Source organism: Mangrovibacterium diazotrophicum, from assembly GCF_003610535.1.
Classification (GTDB): Bacteria; Bacteroidota; Bacteroidia; order Bacteroidales; family Prolixibacteraceae; genus Mangrovibacterium; species Mangrovibacterium diazotrophicum.
Map to the genome: position 1 here is coordinate 442,382 of NZ_RAPN01000002.1, position 18,886 is coordinate 461,267.

Genomic DNA, 18,886 nt, shown 5'->3' on the forward strand with positions numbered 1-18,886 from the left:
ATTTATGTTTTAAAACACAAGTGTCTTTAGAGCGACTTCCTTCGAATCAAAGATGCGGGGTTGGAAATCTGTTGCTGACTTTTGTCGGTAATCATTTGTGCCAACGTCTGCCCCATCTGTGCAAAATCGGTTGAAATTGTCGTAATTCCACCAGCAACCACTTCCTTCAACATGGTATCGTTAAACGAAACAATGCCGAGGTCACTGCCCAGTTCCAATTCTTGTTCTGCGGCCAGTTTTACCAATTTCACAAGGTTTCGGTCCGAAGGAACGAAATACGCTTCACCCTTTTTAATAGTTCGGTTGAGCAAGCTTCTCAAAATCTCAAAGGGAATAGAACGCTGTTCACAGAATTTCTGAAAACCGAGCATGCGCCCTTCCGGCTCCTTCCCTCCCGGGAAAATCATGATCAATTTTTCGTATTTCCGAAGCATCTCTTCACTATCGGAAAGTGCCTTGTAAATATCCTGCTCAAAATCCTGGTACACGACCGGGTATTTCGCCAAATCGTCTTTCAAACGGTCGAGAATATAAACCTTATCTTCCGGCAAGGCAGCCAGTGTATCAGCTGTAAAATCGAAGGTCGCCGGCATAATCACGTACGAAGTGTATCGCCCTACGCTGGCCGAAATCAAATCTTTAAAAACCTGGAAATTGAAATGGTGAAAGTAAATATCAACTGTTGTTTTATCATCCAACGCGTTCAAGAATGCGGTGTACAGGTCTTCCTTAAACGCATTCAGCTCGTCAAACAGAACGAATATGCGTTCGTTCACATTCACATCAACACTATTTACGTAGTATCCTTTTCCGGGAATTGAACTGATGATTCCTTTCGCTTTCAGTTCGTTGAATGCAACCATCACGGTGTCGCGCGACAATTCAAATTCGGAACAAATCTGGTTAAGTGAAGGAATTTTGTCGCCGACTTTCAGTTCGCCGGTAGAAATAGCCTGGTAGATGGAATTTATAATTTGACGGTATTTGGGAACACCAAGAGAATCGTCGATCTGGATGTTTTTCACAAGTTGTTCAATTAGTTCGTTCAACAATCAAAAATAGAAAAATTCCACAGAACTTAGCAACCAGTACCTACCAGTACGAAGGAATATTTCCTATATTTGTGATCAAACTTAAAAAAATCGCTAAAACAGGTTGCTGCTTCGGCTATTCTGAAACGGCAGCAAAGTTGCAAACAAAACGATATTATGAAAATAACCAGTAAAGCATTCGGAAAAACCAAAGACGGCCAGGATGTTACTCTCTTCACCCTGGAAAATGACAATCAAGTAACAATCAATATCAGCAATTACGGCGGCTTAATTACGTCGATTTACGCGCCGGACAAGGATGGTAACATCGCCAACATTGTCTGCGGATTCGACAAATTAGACGACTACCTGAGTGAAGCCTACCTGGGCAGCTATCCTTATTTCGGCTGTATCATCGGACGCTTCGGCAACCGTATCGCTAATGGGAAATACACAGTTGAGGGTGTTGAGTACACCGGCGCGATTAACAACGGCCCCAACCACCTGCACGGAGGTTTGATTGGCTTCGACCGCAAAGTATGGGATGCCGAAATCGTGGAAATTCCGGGAAAAATTGGTGTAAAAATAAGCTACTTAAGTGCCGACGGCGAAGAAGGCTATCCGGGTAATCTGAAAGTGAGCTGCACCTACACGCTCGACAACGAAAACAAACTGGAATTGGCTTACGAAGCTGAAACAGACAAAACAACGATCGTCAATTTGACCAACCACAGCTATTTCAACCTGACAGCAGGTAAAGAGAATGTGCTGAATCACAGTTTGGAATTGGCAGCGCCGAAATATACAGAGGCCGTTGAAATGATTCCTACCGGAAATATTGTTTCGGTTGAAGGAACGGTTTTCGATTTCATCAAAACCAAAAAACTGGGTAAAGACATTGCCGGTTTGGCTGATGGCTACGACCTGAACTACGTTTTGGATAACGATGAAGGCAAGCTGGTTTATGCAGGTTGTTTATCGGAAGACGCATCGGGCCGCACCGTAAAAGTATACACCACCCAACCTGGTATTCAATTGTACACTGGTTACTGGATTCCGGAGTTGACTATCGATGGCGTGAAGAAATTCGGCAGCTACTCGGGTGTCGCGCTGGAAACGCAACACTATCCGGATTCTCCAAATCATGCCAATTTCCCAACGACAGAGTTAAAACCGGGTGAGAAATTAACCGAAAATACAATTTACCAGTTCGGAACTTTATAACGATAGAACATCATATTTCAATGTAAAAGAGGCTTAACAGGCCTCTTTTTTGTGCTACGTAACAGAGATCGCAGGGTATTGGCTAAAATTTTTATTTTTGCTGCCGACTTATCCAAACGCATGATCCGATGAAAACTATCGTAGAATTATTTGAAACCAGCGTCGCCAAATACCCTAACAACGTTTATTTGTGGGAAAAGAAAGGCAGCGAATTTGCTGGACTGACTTATAAAGAAACCCACCTAAAGGTATTGCAATTTGCAGCAGGCCTAATTGATTTGGGAGTAAAAAAAGGAGACCGAATTGGCTTGATTTCCGAAGGCCGCAACCAGTGGATCATCAGCGAGCTGGGTATTTTGTACGCCGGAGCGATCAATGTTCCGCTATCGGTAAAGCTGGATGCAAAAACCGAGATCAAATTCAGGCTGCAGCATTCAGGCTGTCGGTTCGTTGTGGTATCGGCGGGGCAAGCACCCAAGATTGAAGAAATCCGGAAAGAGCTGCCTCAACTCGAAGGAGTTATTCACCTGGATGAAAAAGAGGAACCGCTCCCCAACGACATTTATTTCTGCGACCTGATGCAGCAAGGCAAAACGTTATTGCACAATAACCGCCAGCAGGTTGAGCAATCGTATAAAGCGATTGAGCCAAACGACCTCGCCAATATTTCCTATACATCGGGAACGACAGCCGACCCGAAAGGGATCATGCTTTCGCACCTGAACTACGCGGCAAACGTGATTCAATCGAGCACCCTGATGGACATCACTCCCGACTGGAAAACGCTGGCATTTCTGCCCTGGGACCACGCTTTTGCACACACTGCCTGCCTTTATTGCTTTATGTATTTTGGGGCAAGTGTGGCATCGCTTGAGGTTGGTTCAACACCAATGGAAACGCTGAAAAACATTCCGAAGAATATTAAAGAAATTAAGCCGCGCGTGTTGATGAGCGTTCCGGCCATTGCCAAAAACTTCCGGAAAGGTATCGAGTCTAATATTCGGCAAAAAGGGCCGAAAGCGGAAAAGCTTTTCAACCATGCCTTGAAAATTGCCTACAAATACAACGGCAACGGGTTCAACCGCGGAAAAGGCACACGTTTCATTTACAAACCGCTGGTGGCTTTGTATGATAAAATCTTGTTCTCGAAAATCCGTGAAGGATTTGGTGGTGAGTTGAAGTTATTCATTGGTGGCGGCGCTTTGCTCGACATCGAGTTGCAACGTTTCTTCTTCGCGATCGGCATTCCGATGTGCCAGGGCTACGGACTGTCTGAAGCAGCCCCGGTGATATCATCCAACGCACTGCATGCCATTAAAATGGGTTCATCCGGACGATTGGTGAAATACATGGAGCTAAAAATCGTAGATGCCGATGGCAAGGAAATGCCAACCGGAGAGAAAGGCGAAATCATCGTTAAGGGTGACAATGTGATGCTTGGATACTGGCAAAACCCGACTGCTACAGCCGATACGCTGCGCGATGGCTGGCTGCACACCGGCGACATGGGCTACCTGGACAAAGATGGATTTTTGTATGTGCTGGGCCGCTTTAAAAGCTTGCTGATTGGTCATGATGGTGAAAAATACAGCCCTGAAGGCATCGAAGAAGCCATTGTTGAGCAATCGCCGTTGATTGAGCAGTGCATGCTTCACAATAACCAGGATCCTTACACCTGCGGAATGATCGTTCCGAACATTGCAGCAATCAACCGGGAATTAAGTGGTAAAGGAATTAAAGCGGGAACCGATGAGGCAGTCGACGAAGCTTTGCGACTGATCCAAGCAGAGGTGGATAAATATAAAAAGGGTGGTGAGTTTGCGAACTCGTTTCCAGAACGCTGGCTGCCGGCAACAATTGCTGTTTTGCCCGAGGCATTTACCGAACAAAATCATTTGTTGAACTCAACGATGAAAATGGTACGGGGAAAAATCAATGAGCGATTTGCCGATGAACTTGCTTTTCTTTACACTGCCGAGGCAAAAAATATTGTGAACGAGCAAAACCGGCAAGCGATGAAACAGTGGTTTGACTAATAAATCTCTTAGTATATAGAAATCAGGGAAAGGTGGGAAAGCAATTGCTTTTCTGCCTTTTCTACTTTAAAAGGCAACTTTAGTCCAAAAAAAATGACTCTGTTCGAGTCGGTTAATAACTTGGCTGAGGTACAATCCCCCACGCCCGCTTAATTTGAAACAACAAGCAAAAGTGCTTTTGTTTCAAATTTTCAATTCTGTTTTTTGCGCACTAGCACGCTTCACTTTGCGGCAAGTCCCGCGCAATGGTTCTGGTCAGGTAAGGTTTTACCAGGTCTTTGGTCAAACCGTTCGTCACTAAAACCGATTCAATACCAATAGAGCGAATATCTTCGACATTCCGGTACTCATCATCAAAGAATACAATATCATTCTTTGCTACTTTCAATTCTTTCATGATACGGTCAAAATGAGTCAATTTCGAACCAGGATAGATTTCACGGGCATCAAAGAAATGATCAATTTCAAACATGTGTAACAACTGTTTGGCAATTGTAGGCGCATTGGTCCGCGATGCAATCGCAATCATGTGACCTTCTGCTTTCAGTTCCGATAAAATTTCTTTTACCTCCGGATACAGGTAAATCCATCTGTTTTCCTGATCCTTTAATTTACCTTCTTTCCATGCAAAAGGTGGATGGGTGCTGTCGCACCAGGTACCACCTGCATTCCAGATTGTAAAGTCCAAATCAAATACAAATAGTTTCATAATCTTTAAATTTATTCATTGCAAAAATGGCTATCAGGCGCCAACCTCAGCATTCCTTCGTTCAACCATTTTATACCAATAAAGCAATTATTTGAATAATGTTTACAGGACACAAGTCATATCCGGCGGAATTAGCTATTACTTCATGTTCCGTTAATAAAAAAGAAATAATACCACCAAAATGTAATATTCGCTTAAAACGTAAAAAGGGCAGCCGTAACGACTACCCTTTTACTATTCATTATTAAACTTTGAAAGCTTTACTAAAAAGCCCTTCAAAATGTCAAAGACTTCTAATTACACCAAATCGGTAATTGGTTTGTATTTCGGCACCAGGCTCTTCATAACAACCCAACCAATCAGGTAAGCCACCGCACATACTCCGAAGATGATGAAATACCCGGCTTCGATACCTTTGTATCCCAGGAAATTCATATTTGTCAAACGGGCATGGTCGAAGAGGATACCAGAACTCAGGTTGATAACAACTGATCCTGCACCACCGGCCAATCCACCAATACCGGTAACGGTTGCAACAGCTGCTTTCGGGAACATATCACTTACAGTAGTGAAGATGTTTGCTGACCATGCCTGGTGAGCAGCACCAGCGATACCGATAATGATTACCGGGAACCAATAGGTCAAGTGTCCGAGCGGTTGTGCAAACACGGCCAACAGCGGGAAGAAAGCAAAAATCAACATCGCTTTCATACGACCTGCATAGGGGTGCATTCCTTTACTGTCAACAAAGTAAGTTGGTAACCAACCACCAATAATTGAAAGAAGCGTGATAGCGTACAACACGAACAGAGCTAACTGAGCTGCCGGATCTGATGATTCCATTCCGTAAACCGAGCTCAAATAAGCCGGAGTCCAGAACAGGTAGAACCACCAAACACCATCGGTCATAAATTTACCAAAAGCGAACGCCCATGTTTGTTTATATTTAAACAATTTAGCCATGCTCATTTTCTTTCCTCTGGCTGCCATTTCCTCATCACTTTTTGCTGCGTTCTCATCGTGATCCTGTCCAATGTAATCCAACTCAGCTTTATTCACTTTAGGGTTTTTGTCCGGCTTCATATAACCAAACTGCCACCAGCCCATCCACAGGAACCCAAGAGCGCCAATCAGGATAAAAGCGGCTTCCCATCCAAAGTGTTTCGCTAGCAACGGAATCGTAACCGGAGCTGCCAACGCACCGACCGTCGCTCCTGCGTTGAAGATCGAGGTTGCATAAGCACGGTCTTTTTTCGGGAAATATTCAGCAGTGGTTTTAATAGCTGCAGGGAAGTTACCGGCCTCACCGATCGCCAATACCAGACGCGCAAAAATGAACAATACAACGCTCACATTCAGTACGCGAGCAACATCTTGCACCTGAGCGATATGGTGTCTGGCTTGTTCAAAGCCAACGAACCAATGCCCGGTAAGAATACCAGAAGTTGCAATACCGCAAAAAGCATGCAGTACAGCACCAATTGACCAAATTGCAATGGCCCACATATATCCTTTTTTCGTATCCAACCAGTCGACAAAACGACCGGCAAATAGAAGGCTTACGGCATAAAAAGCGGAGAACCATGCGGTGATTATACCATAATCGGTGTCAGTCCAGTGGAATTCCGGAGCGATAAAATCTTTCCAGGTTAGTGAAAGCACCTGACGGTCGAGGTAGTTTACGGTTGTTGCCATAAACAACATCGCCACAATCGTCCATCGGTACTTGGACATTTTCTCTGTAACTTGATTAATAGACATAGTAAATTTATTTATTAGGTTTAATTGTTTATTGGATCGAAAATTAGCGAAGCTTTGCCGCAATCGCTAATGCTTCAGCACATTTATTGGTAATAAATGCCCAATCTTTTTTCGCCAATACGTCTGCAGGGAATAATTGAGATCCCATACCAACGCAATGTACACCTGCTTTGAACCATCCGCTCATGTTTGCTTCGTCCGGAGAAACACCACCGGTAGGCATAATGCATGCGTAAGGCATCGGTCCTTTTACTGCTTTCACGAAATCAGGTCCGCCAACAGAAGAACCAGGGAATACTTTCACAACTTCGCAACCCAATTCGTGTGCACGAACAACTTCGGTAACTGAACCGCAACCAGGGCTCCAAGCCACTTTGCGTTTGTTACAGATACGAGCCATTTCTTCGTCAACGATTGGTGCTACGATGAAGTCGGCACCCAACTGGATGTAAAGTGCAGTTGTTGGTCCGTCGATGATTGAACCAACACCCATCATCATTTCCGGGCATTCAACAGCAGTCCATTTCACTAAAGCAGTAAATACTTCGTGTGCAAAATCACCACGGTTGGTGAATTCGAAAACACGAATACCGCCATCATAACAGGCTTTTACTACTGATTTACAAACTTCAATATCTTTATGGTAGAACACTGGAACAACGCCAGTTTCTTTCATTTTAATTGCTACTTCAATTCTGGAAAAACGAGCCATAACTAATGCTTAAAAAATAATTAAAAACTATATGTATAAAAACTCAAAAAACCCCCTCCTCACGGAGGGGGTTGATAAATCTATCGGGATACACGCCCTGAAGCGTCTCCACCCATTAATTTTTCAACTTCTGCCACAGTCACACGGTTGTAGTCACCGTAGATTGTATGTTTCAGACATGAAGCGGCTACAGCAAAGTTCAATGCTTTTTGATCGTCTTCGGTGTAAGTTAACAAACCGTAGATCAAACCACCCATGAAAGAGTCACCACCACCTACACGGTCAACGATGTGTGTAATTTGGTATTGTGGAGATTCATATAGTTTTTCGCCATCAAAAAGAACACCAGCCCAGCTGTTGTGGTTAGCGTTAACTGATCCACGCAACGTTGTGATTACTTTTTTCACACGCGGGAATTTAGCCATGATCTTTTTAGATACTGATTCGTAAGCAGCACCTTCAACATGACCACCAGTTACATCAACACCATCAGGGTGGATATCCAAAGCCATTGCAGCGTCTTCTTCGTTACCTAAAACAATGTCAGTTCCGGCAACCAAAGCAGGCATAATTTCGCCACAAGCTTTACCATATTTCCAAAGGTTTTTGCGGTAGTTCAAGTCACATGAAACAGTAACTCCCATTTCGTTAGCAACCTGAATCGCTTCCAAACAAGCGTCAGCTGCACTTTGCGAAATAGCAGGAGTAATACCTGTCCAGTGAAACCATTTTGCATCTTTGAATACTTCTTTCCAGTTTACCATACCCGGCTTAATTTCAGCAATTGCTGAGTGAGCACGGTCGTAAACCACTTTTGAAGCACGGCTAACAGCACCTGTTTCGAGGAAGTAGATACCTAAACGGTCGCCACCCCAGATGATGTTGTCTGTACCAACGCCATACTTGCGAACGTCCATGCGGCAAGCTTCGCCGATGTCGTTTTTAGGCAGACGAGTTACAAAATCAACAGGAATACCATAGTTGGCCAAAGATACCGCTACGTTGGCTTCACCACCACCATAAGTTGCAGTGAACGTGTCGGTTTGTGCAAAACGCAAATAACCAGGAGTTGCTAAACGCAACATGATTTCTCCAAATGTAACAACTTTCTTATTCATCTTATTTCAACATTTAATTTTCTTGTGCAATCGATTGCAAAGATACAACTCTTTTTGAATCCTCCAAGAGTTGTGCAATCGATTTCATCTTATTCGGAATGACTAAAAATTAAAGTATTCCTTCGCGTTGTTGAAACATATATTTTCTACCATATTTCCAAGCAGTTCCATGTCGTACGGAATCTCTCCGTTTTCAACATCGGTACCCAAAAGGTCACACAATGTACGACGGAAATATTCGTGACGCGTGTAGGACAAGAAACTACGAGAATCGGTCAACATACCTACGAAACGGCTCAACAATCCTAAGTTTGAAAGCGCGTTCATCTGTTTTGTCATACCGTCTTTTTGGTCAAGGAACCACCAGCCCGATCCGTACTGGATTTTTCCAGGAACTGATCCGTCCTGGAAGTTACCCAACATGGTTGCGTACAATTCGTTGTCGCGTGGGTTCAGATTATACAGAATTGTTTTGGTCAACTTGTTTTCCATATCCAGGCGATCCAGCAATTTTGCCAATGGCGCAGCAACAGGCACATCGCCAATTGAATCGAAACCGGTATCGGGTCCTAATTTTTTGAACAGACGGGTGTTGTTGTTACGCTGAGCACCAATGTGGAACTGTTGAGTCCAGCCACGTTTGTGATCCATTACACCAAACTCGTACAACATGCACGACTGGAATTTCAGGATTTCTTCAGCAGTCAACTTGGCACCACCACGAATTTTCACAAAGATTGCTTCAATTTCTTCAGCGGTGTAGTCCTCTGCAAAAGCGGTGTCCAAACCGTGGTCTGACAGACGACAACCGTTTTCGTGGAAGAACTCGTGACGTTTGTCCAAAGCAGCGATCAGGTCACCGAAGGTTTTGATGTCCGTTCCGGCAGCTTTTTCCAACTGAGCCATGTAGTCGTTGAAGAAAGCAGGATCAGCAACCATCATCGCTTTATCAGGGCGCCAAGCCGGCAAAACCGCCACTTCGAAACCTGACTCTTTGATTTGCTTGTGATATTCCAATGTATCAACCGGGTCGTCAGTTGTACAAATGGTGTTCACATTCGCTTTGCGGATCAAGCCACGCACGCTGTACTCCGGAGTATTCAACAAACGGTTACATTCGTCGTAAATCTCTTTTGCAGTTGCAGGGCTCAACAGTTTCTCGATACCAAAGAATTTCTTCAATTCCAGGTGTGTCCAGTGGTACAATGGGTTTCTCAATGTGTGAGGCACAGTTTCCGCCCATTTTTCAAATTTTTCCCAATCAGTCGCGTCGCCTGTACAAAAGCGTTCGTCAACGCCGTTTGTACGCATCGCTCTCCACTTGTAGTGGTCGCCATACAACCATACTTCAGTTACCGTGTTGAAGCGACGATCTTCTGCGATATCTTTTGGATTAATATGACAGTGATAGTCAAAAATCGGCATTTTTGCCGCGTGTTCGTGATACAATTTCTGAGCAACTTCTGTTTTCAGCAGAAAATTCTCATCCATAAACTTTTTCATCTTCCGATCTTTCTTGATTTTTGGTTTTTTATAAATTGAATAACCGTTTTAGGTGACGGTCATAAATGTTTTCCTCAACACAGCCCCCAACCACATCAGCATATTTCTCAAGCAAGCCAATATAAGTTTCGCCCAATTCAGCAGCTACTTTATAGCCAACATGAATCAACTGACGGAAATTCGGGTTGTAATCCGGATGTCCCGGGATGTGACGCAGCGTGTTGGCAAATTTTTCTCCGCTCCAACCGGATACTTCCTCTACCGTTGGCAGTTTGCTGTCGTCAATATCAATTACATCAGCGTAAGGAGCACAAAGTTCTTCTTTACGTCCCAGTGCTTTCGCGTACACTTCTTTAGCCACAACCAGCGCATCATCTCCGGCAATTGCCAAACCAATAACCTCTTCCAACCAGGTTGTACCCGCAGTTTTAATGTGAAGGCCTTTGTCGTGCTTTTTCAGAATTTCGGCCATAATCGGGTAAATCGTGAACTTGTCGCTACCCGAGTGCACACTCAATTTCAAGCTATCCGGCAACCCGAAGTGTTTCACGGCGTAATCAATTACCATCAAGTCATCTTCAAACTCTTTGGCAAACTGAACTGTGTCGCCCACGTAGTCAACACCTTTATTAAATCGACCTGTGAATTTTGGCGCAAATGTTTGAGCAGGAATACCCTGATCAGCGATCATCTTCAAAATAAAGAACATATCCACCGGTGTTTGAGGAGATTCAACCTCGTCCATGGATACTTCTGTAATAAAATTATCTTTCCCCTTAACGGACTCGATATGACTATAAATTTTACCGGCTTCTTTAACAGCTGCAAGGAATTTTCCGGCAACCTCTTTCAATAAGTCTTCGGTAATCACAATCGGTTCAGCAATGCCGTCAACAACGACTTTGTCTCCTAATGCTTTACATGACTTAATAAAAGCAGCTACCTCTTCATCCGGCGATGGGTTACCAATATACATGGCAACGTCCAACGTGAAAAATTCAGCAACATCAATAAAACGGTCAACGTTTGTCAGGTTGATGTGATCGGCGTCCACGCAATATTGTCCGGTCCATCCAAGCGCCTTTACAGCAGCATCTGCCTCCTGACGGGTTTCAATAGGTTCCGAGTGGATCGTGTTGTGCTCACGGTTCGATTTATTCCAAACCGGAGTAACTTCAATGCCTTGCGCATTGGCTTTCATAAGAGCTCTAAGCTGAGCTTCACCTTGATGACTAAAGCGATCTCCAACCCCGAAACTGTACTTTCCTATTTTCATAACCGAATAAATTTAATGTTTGATTTTCATTAATTACAACACCGTGTTTGAACCACCGTGTTCGCACACGAAAATAGAACTTATAATCATAGAAAGCAATTAATAATTCTTAATTTCCCCAAAAGATGTTTTAAAATATATTTTCCGTGTACGAACACGACAAACGAAATTTTTACGTAGCTTTGCTTTATCTGAAATTTATTTTAACCGTTTAAAGTACCCAGCCATCAAACCGTCAAAACGAATACGAATTAAGGACATCGCCGAAAAAGCGAATGTTTCGATCGGGACAGTGGACCGTGTGATCCACAACAGAGGAGAAGTAAATCCCGAAACACGGGCTAAAATATTAAAAATACTCGAAGAGCTCGATTATCGTCCGAACATTTTAGCAAGCACCCTGGCTTCTAAGAAAACACATACTTTTGCTGTTTTGCTCCCCGAGGTCCCCTACTCCGAAGCTTATTGGAGTAAACCACTGCAAGGTGTGCGCGACGCTTCAGCTGAGCTACAGCAATATGGCGTGGTTGTGGACTTGTATCAATTCTCACAGTCTGACCCACTCTCGTTTCAGGAGAAAGCCAAACAAATCGTTGCCGCCAAACCTGAAGGTGTTGTTTTTGCACCTTTCTTCTCGCGCGAAGCAACCGAGTTTATTAATAAACTAAATAGCCACGAAATTCCCTACGTCTTCATCGACTCCAACATGGGGAATTGTAATAAGCTGAGCTTTATCGGTCAGAACTCATTCCAAAGTGGTACCCTGGCCGCCAAACTGTTCGACTTTTCGCTTCCCAAAGAAGCCAGGATATTGGTGATTCACTTCGGTAAAGAACTGGAAAATCAGAACCACCCCAAACAGCGGGAAAAAGGTTTCTACAACTATTTCAAGGAAACAGTACCGAACACCACCAAGAAAATTTACACCATCGAAATTGAAACTCCCGGCGATCAGGATTTCTTTGAGATCATCGACCGTGAAATTGAAAAACTAGGCGGTGTGAACGGAATCTTCGTGACCAACTCGCAGGTTTTCCGCATTGCCGAATACTTGGAATCGCGGGAAATACAGCAAATGAGACTGATCGGGCACGACTTAATCCGCCAAAATGCCGAGTTCCTGAAAACCGGCGTAGTCGATTTCCTGATCTGCCAACGCCCGGAAGAACAAGGACATCAAGCGATTCAAACATTGTTTGACCACATTATATTGAAGAAGCCAATACGAGTCGATAACTACACGTCAATCGATATCGTAACAAAAGAAAACCTGGACTTTTATAAAGAATTTAATCAGAGCAATTATGGAACCAATTAGTTTTAACGATCTCTCAGGGAAAGTTTGTGTTGTAACAGGTGGGTACGGCGTACTCGGCCTCGAAATGGTAAAAGCACTGGCTTCGGTCAACGCGAAAATTGCCATTTTGGGTCGAAATAAAGAAGCCGGCGAGAAAGCCGCTGCTGAAATTGCCTCAACCTACGGAGCAACTGTAATCGGTGTTCAGGCCGATGTTTTAGACAAAGATTCGCTGGAAAGTGCGAAAGCAGTGATTAATGCCCAATTAGGTGATATTGATATCCTGATTAACGGAGCCGGCGGTAACAGTCCTTCGGCAACAACGAAAGTAGAAGAGTTGACTGAAAGCAACATCGACAAACTGGAAGATTCGTTTTTCGGCTTGAAGATGGAAGGTTTTGATCACGTTTTCGACCTGAACTTTAAAGGTACTTTGCTACCAACTATGATCTTCGCCAAAGACATGATTAAAAACCGCAAAGGCGCTATTCTGAATATTACGTCGATGAACTCTTACAAGCCGTTGACCAAAATCCCGGCTTATTCTGCAGCCAAAGCAGCTATCAACAATTTCACAGAATGGCTGGCTGTTCACTTTGCCAAAACCGGTATCCGCGTGAACGCCATTGCACCGGGTTTCTTCATCACCGACCAAAACCGTTTTTTGGTAATGGACGAAAAAACAGGCAACTTCTCGGCACGCGGTCAAAAGATCGTGAACGGTACGCCAATGGGCAAATTCGGCGATCCGGACGACATGCAGGGCGCAACGCTTTTCCTGTTATCTGATTTGGCCAAATTCATCACCGGCATCGTAATCCCTGTCGATGGCGGATTCAACGCTTACAGTGGCGTGTAGAAAATTTTACCATTTAGCTATTTACTATGTACTATTTGCAGAATTCGCCAGCTCTAACTATTAAGCAACAATTAGGGTTGCAGGATTTTGCGCAAAATTTTACAGAGAAATATATACGATTGCTCAGCCAACGAGTAAACATGTTAACCACGATAACTAAAGATCGTAAATCGTCAATAAATAAATCGTAAATATCGCATTATGAAACTTCAGTTAAAAGAGAATTTTAAATACTCATTATTGGTACCAACCAGCATGGGAGTGCGTATCACACCGGTAAACGGACAACCGGTTCACAGTAGCAATTTGTTCGAAATGCAGGCAACCAGTGCCGAAACAAACGTTGCCAGCGTGGCTTCATACCTGGGTTTGCCGGTGAAAGTTTTAACAACTTTCGTAAAAGGCAGCCCGATCGCGGCCTTCATTAAAAGCAACCTGAAAGCCCGCCACATGGATTACGAGGGACCGGAAGTTGCACAAGGCGATCCGTGGGGATACCGTCACCAATTCAATATTGCCGACAGCGGATTCGGCTCACGCGGACCTCGTGTACAAAATGACCGTGCCGGCGAAGTTGGCCGTACATTGAACGTAAAAGACTTCGATCTGGAACGCATCTTTGGCCAGGAAGGTGTACAAATCGTACACTTGTCTGGCTTGATTGCTGCCCTGTCACCCGACACCAGCCAATTCTGCCTGGAAATTGCCCGCGCTGCAAAAAAATACGGAACATTAATTTCATTCGACCTGAACTACCGAGCTTCATTCTGGAAAGGTCGCGAAGAAGAATTGCGCCGCAACTTTACGGAAATTGCGCAAGCTTCGGATATTCTGATTGGTAACGAAGAAGATTTCCAGCTTTGTTTCGGCATCCACGGTCCGGAAGCAGGCGGTAAAGCTATCGGCGACGAAATTGAAGAATTCAAAGGACTGATCAACAACGTAAAAGCGGCGTTCCCAAATGCACAGGTATTTGCCACAACACTGCGTCAGGTAATCAGCACCAACGAACACCTTTGGGGTGCCGTTCTGCGTGCCGGCGACGACTGGCAGCTGATTGAACCTCGTAAAATCAACGTACTCGACCGTATTGGTGGTGGCGACGGTTTTGTTGGAGGCATGCTGTACGCTATCCTAAAAGGCTGGGACAGTGAAAAATGGCCTCAATTCGGATGGGCTACCGGCGCGCTGGCTACAACTTTCTTAACAGACTACGGTCAACCTTCTGACGAGGAAATGGTTTGGAGTATCTGGGAAGGTAACGCCCGCGTAAAAAGATAATACCTAATTGACCATTTACAGATTGACGATTTACCATTTTCACAATGGATGAAGAAAGTCTGAAAAAAAGATTGAAATTATTTGCCTTGCGCATCATAAAGCTTTCCGAGAGTTTACCTCAAACAATGACGGGACGAACTCTCGGAAATCAAATTATCCGCTCAGGAACATCTCCCGGTGCCAACTACAGGGCTGCATGTTTGGCAAAATCAGATAAAGACTTTTTAAACAAACTGAAAATGGTCGAAGAGGAACTTGATGAGACTCTTTACTGGTTGGAACTGATTATTGAATCTGGGTTAGTTGAAAAATCGTTGTTGGAAAAACTCATGGCCGAGAATTTGGAATTATTCAAAATCATTGCCAGTTCAATTACAACAATGAAGCGAAAAATGAACTCCCAATGACCGGTTCTGTTCATATAGTAAATGGTAATTAGTTAAATCGTAAATACTATGATTTATTATGAAATTGGCTCGACAAGCCACGAGTTAAGCAAAGAAGACCTGAAAAAAGGCTTGTTTGCAGCGTTTGAGCAATTAAAGGACGTCAACAAAGTGTTGGCTGTGCCACCTGATTATACCCGCTTGCCCAGCCGGGCCGGCGAACTAACCGAATTAACCTGGGAATATTACGGCGACAAACTCACCGATGTATTGCCAGCTCTGGGAACTCACTCACCGATGACCTCGGAACAAATTCACCACATGTTTGGCAAACTGCCGGCAGACCTCATTCGTCCGCACGACTGGCGCAATGATGTGGTTACCGTTGGCATCGTTCCGGCCGAATTTGTGAAAGAAGTTTCGGAAGGTGCCGTTGAATTTCCTTGGCCGGCGCAGGTTAATAAACTGTTGCTTGAAGGCAATTTTGACCTGATCCTTTCAATCGGTCAGGTTGTACCCCACGAGGTTGTTGGAATGGCCAACTACAACAAGAATATCTTTGTTGGAACGGGCGGTTCCGAAGGAATCAACAAAAGCCACTTTGTTGGAGCAGCCTATGGCATGGAACGGATGATGGGACACGCCGACACTCCTGTACGTAAGGTTTTCAACTATGCTTCCGACAATTTCACGCAGGATTTGCCAATTCTGTATGTACAAACAGTGGTAGGTTTGGATAAAACCGACGGCAAAATCAAATGTCGTGGATTGTTTATTGGCGACGATTTTGAAGTATTCGACAAAGCCGCAAAACTGTCGTTGCAGGTCAACTTCGAAATGCTGGACCGCCCGCTGAAGAAAGTAGTGGTTTGGCTCGATCCTACCGAGTTTAAATCAACCTGGTTGGGGAACAAATCGGTTTACCGCACCCGCATGGCCATCGATGACGAAGGCGAATTAATTGTTCTGGCACCGGCTTTGAAAGAATTCGGTGAGGACAAAGAAATTGACCGTTTGATTCGCAAATACGGTTACTTTGGAACACCCACTACCTTGAAAGCAGTTGAAGAAAACAAAGAACTTCAGGACAACCTGGGAGCAGCAGCTCACTTAATTCACGGTTCTTCGGAAGGACGTTTTTCAATTACCTACTGCCCCGGTAAAAAGGCAGGCAACCTGACTCAGGAAGAAATTGAAAGCGTCGGGTTCATTTATGGCGACTTCGACGAGGTAACCGCCAAATACGATCCAGAAAAACTAAAAGACGGCTTCAACATCCTGCCCGACGGGGAAGAAATCTTCTACATTTCCAACCCGGCCATCGGACTGTGGGCTTACAAAGAACGATTTAAATATTAGCAGAGCGCATGGGGCAAAGGGAAAGGCGTAATTACGCATCCCTTCCCTGTGATCTGGAACTTAAAACTTGAAATTTGAAACTCGAAACGCTTAAATGGGGAATTATCGGCTGTGGTGATGTAACCGAAGTTAAAAGCGGACCGGCTTTTCAAAAGACTGAAAACTCAGCATTGGTAGCCGTTATGCGTCGCAATGCTGAAAAAGCCGAAGATTACGCCAAACGCCACAACGTTCCGAAATGGTATGCTGATGCGGAGAAGCTGATCAACGATCCTGAAATAAACGCCATATACGTGGCCACCCCTCCGGGAACTCACGCCGAATATGCCATCAAAGCGATGCGCGCCGGGAAGCCGGTTTATGTGGAAAAGCCAATGGCAACCAGTTACGCTGAATGCCTCGAGATGCTTAAGGTTTCCAAAGAATCCGGTATGCCGATCAACGTTGCTTATTACCGACGTACGCTTCCAGCCTATTTGAAAGTAAAAGAGTTGATTGAAAATGGTACTTTGGGCCAAATCCTGACCGTATCAATTACGCTGCATAAAGCAGCCGAAGATCCTTCAACCGCCAAAGACAACTGGCGGGTTGATCCTAAAATTGCAGGCGGAGGCTTGTTTTACGATCTGGCATCGCATCAATTGGATTACCTCGATTTCTTGTTTGGATCGGTAACCGAAGTAAACGGAATAGCACGCAACCAGGCAGGATATTACACAGCAGAAGACACGGTTTCCGCTATCTTCACCTTCGAGAACGGGGTGACCGGAACCGGAAACTGGTGCTTTATAGTCGACCAATCGGCCGAACAGGATAAGATTGAGATCACGGGGACAAAAGGAAAAGTCAGTTTGCCTTGTTTCATTCATGGCGACGTCGAGTTGACCACAGCAACCGGAACCGAGCATTTCAGTTTTCAAAACCCGGAAAACATCTCACACAACCTGGTGAAAAACCTGGTGAAATCACTGCGCGGCGAAGAACTTTGCGTCAGCACAGGAGAGTCGGCCGCCAGAACCAACAAAATACTGGAAGAAATTGTGCGCAATTATTACAAGAAAAGTTAAACCACATAGACGGATAGGACACAATAGAAGACGGCTGCTGAAAACATGAAAGAGCAGTTCTTGCTATATTCGCCTGTTGGAATTTGAAATCTGTAATTTGGAATTTTACTTGAAATATGAAGTTTGTTGTTGATGATAAAATCCCTTACATCAAGGGAGCACTGGAAGCTTTTGGCGAGGTTGTTTACCTGCCGGGAGCCAAAACGACTGCCGATGTGGTTCGCGATGCAGATGCCATTGTAACCCGCACCCGCACCAAATGCAACGAGGATCTGCTAAAAGGATCTTCCGTGAAATTTATTGCTACGGCAACTATTGGTTTCGACCACATCGACACCAATTACTGCGCCGAAGCCGGAATTGAATGGACCAATGCACCCGGCTGTAACAGTAAATCGGTGGAACAATATGTAGCCTCTACCCTCTTCGTTTTAGCCGAAAAACACGGGTTCGAACTGAAGGGCAAGACCATCGGTGTTGTTGGTGTTGGCCAGGTTGGATCGAAAGTAGCCCGTTTTTGCGAAATCATCGGGATGAAGGTCTTGTTGAATGACCCGCCGAGGGAACGAGCCGAGGGATCGGAGAAATTTGTCAGCCTGAAAGAAATTCAGGAGCAGGCAGACTTCATCACCATACACGTTCCATTGAACATGGAAGGAGAAGATGCAACCTTTCATCTGGCCGATGAAAACTTCTTCAACAACCTTCCAAAGAAACCATTTGTATTTAACTCTTGCCGTGGCGAAGTTGTCGACAGCAACGCTGCCAAAGTAGCGATTAAAGAAAATAAGATCAACGGATTGGTGCTGGATTGCTGGGAAAACGAACCGGATATCGATTTGGAATTACTCGTTGCCTGCGACATTGCCACGCCACACATTGCCGGTTACTCTAAAGACGGAAAAGCCAATGGAACCAGCATGAGTATTCAGGCGATCAGTCGCTTCTTCGGCCTGGGTGCCGACGACTGGATCTGCCCAAATATTGAGCTGCCCGAGCAAACAAATATTCAACTCGATGGTTTCATGTGTACCGAAGAGCAAATTCTTGCCAAGGCAATTCTTTCAACCTACGACATTCGTCATGACGATGCCGCACTGAGGGCAAACACGAAGGATTTTGAAAAGCTTCGGGGCGATTACCCGGTTCGACGCGAATTCCCGGTCTTTACCATCGAAGCCGCAAATATCCCCCAAGTCACCCTCAACAAGTTGGAACAAATCGGATTTCAGATTAAAACGAAATAGAACAGAAAAAACAAGATTAA

At 44.6% G+C, this 18,886-nt stretch carries 16 protein-coding genes; 9 read left to right on the forward strand and 7 right to left on the reverse strand.

The annotated features are described in order from the left end of the window. Positions 1–26: 26 nt before the first annotated feature. Entirely contained in the window at positions 27–1,025 is a 999-nt protein-coding gene (locus BC643_RS18000; RefSeq protein ID WP_120274707.1) for a GntR family transcriptional regulator, read from the reverse strand. A gap of 183 nt (positions 1,026–1,208) precedes the next feature. Between BC643_RS18000 and BC643_RS18005 the strand changes: the two genes are divergently transcribed. Continuing rightward, positions 1,209–2,255: an aldose epimerase family protein gene (locus BC643_RS18005; RefSeq protein ID WP_120274652.1), complete on the forward strand. Its 1,047-nt coding sequence runs from the start codon at positions 1,209–1,211 to the stop codon at positions 2,253–2,255. 128 nt (positions 2,256–2,383) lie between these two features. Next, positions 2,384–4,291, forward strand: a complete 1,908-nt coding sequence (locus BC643_RS18010) for an AMP-dependent synthetase/ligase (RefSeq protein ID WP_120274653.1) — start codon at positions 2,384–2,386, stop codon at positions 4,289–4,291. Between the two features lie 211 nt (positions 4,292–4,502). Here BC643_RS18010 and BC643_RS18015 read toward each other — a convergent pair whose 3' ends face one another. From BC643_RS18015 to BC643_RS18040, 6 genes are all read right to left on the reverse strand, one after another. Beyond that, positions 4,503–5,000, reverse strand: coding sequence for a magnesium-dependent phosphatase-1 (locus BC643_RS18015; protein WP_120274654.1), 498 nt, complete (start codon positions 4,998–5,000; stop codon positions 4,503–4,505). Positions 5,001–5,297: 297 nt separating this feature from the next. Then, positions 5,298–6,761 (reverse strand): MFS transporter, encoded by a 1,464-nt coding sequence (locus tag BC643_RS18020; RefSeq protein WP_120274655.1) that lies wholly within the window; start codon positions 6,759–6,761, stop codon positions 5,298–5,300. A 43-nt stretch (positions 6,762–6,804) separates the two neighbouring features. Beyond that, positions 6,805–7,473, reverse strand: coding sequence for a bifunctional 4-hydroxy-2-oxoglutarate aldolase/2-dehydro-3-deoxy-phosphogluconate aldolase (locus BC643_RS18025; protein WP_120274656.1), 669 nt, complete (start codon positions 7,471–7,473; stop codon positions 6,805–6,807). A gap of 80 nt (positions 7,474–7,553) precedes the next feature. Further along, a complete protein-coding gene (locus BC643_RS18030) occupies positions 7,554–8,591 on the reverse strand; it encodes a sugar kinase (RefSeq protein ID WP_120274657.1) in 1,038 nt (345 codons plus the stop codon). A gap of 102 nt (positions 8,592–8,693) precedes the next feature. Then, a complete protein-coding gene (uxaC, locus tag BC643_RS18035; RefSeq protein WP_120274658.1) occupies positions 8,694–10,094 on the reverse strand; it encodes a glucuronate isomerase in 1,401 nt (466 codons plus the stop codon). 28 nt (positions 10,095–10,122) lie between these two features. Then, positions 10,123–11,370, reverse strand: a complete 1,248-nt coding sequence (locus BC643_RS18040) for a tagaturonate epimerase family protein (protein ID WP_120274659.1) — start codon at positions 11,368–11,370, stop codon at positions 10,123–10,125. Positions 11,371–11,629: 259 nt separating this feature from the next. Here BC643_RS18040 and BC643_RS18045 point away from each other — a divergent pair, with 259 nt between their 5' ends. The 7 genes from BC643_RS18045 to pdxB all read left to right on the forward strand — a co-directional run bounded on the left by BC643_RS18045 (position 11,630) and on the right by pdxB (position 18,866). Continuing rightward, positions 11,630–12,688 (forward strand): LacI family DNA-binding transcriptional regulator, encoded by a 1,059-nt coding sequence (locus BC643_RS18045; RefSeq protein ID WP_262697260.1) that lies wholly within the window; start codon positions 11,630–11,632, stop codon positions 12,686–12,688. Further along, positions 12,675–13,526, forward strand: a complete 852-nt coding sequence (locus BC643_RS18050) for an SDR family oxidoreductase (RefSeq protein ID WP_120274661.1) — start codon at positions 12,675–12,677, stop codon at positions 13,524–13,526. The genes BC643_RS18045 and BC643_RS18050 overlap by 14 nt, the downstream gene beginning before the upstream one ends. Positions 13,527–13,727: 201 nt before the next feature. Next, positions 13,728–14,807, forward strand: coding sequence for a sugar kinase (locus BC643_RS18055; protein ID WP_170154615.1), 1,080 nt, complete (start codon positions 13,728–13,730; stop codon positions 14,805–14,807). A 44-nt stretch (positions 14,808–14,851) separates the two neighbouring features. Then, positions 14,852–15,214, forward strand: a complete 363-nt coding sequence (locus tag BC643_RS18060; protein ID WP_120274663.1) for a four helix bundle protein — start codon at positions 14,852–14,854, stop codon at positions 15,212–15,214. A gap of 48 nt (positions 15,215–15,262) precedes the next feature. Next, positions 15,263–16,552 carry a lactate racemase domain-containing protein gene (locus BC643_RS18065; RefSeq protein WP_120274664.1) on the forward strand — a complete coding sequence of 430 codons (1,290 nt, stop codon included), beginning with the start codon at positions 15,263–15,265 and terminating at the stop codon, positions 16,550–16,552. Positions 16,553–16,626: 74 nt separating this feature from the next. Then, a complete protein-coding gene (locus BC643_RS18070; protein ID WP_120274665.1) occupies positions 16,627–17,619 on the forward strand; it encodes a Gfo/Idh/MocA family protein in 993 nt (330 codons plus the stop codon). 116 nt (positions 17,620–17,735) lie between these two features. Then, entirely contained in the window at positions 17,736–18,866 is a 1,131-nt protein-coding gene (gene pdxB / locus BC643_RS18075; protein WP_120274666.1) for a 4-phosphoerythronate dehydrogenase PdxB, read from the forward strand. Positions 18,867–18,886: the final 20 nt, after the last annotated feature.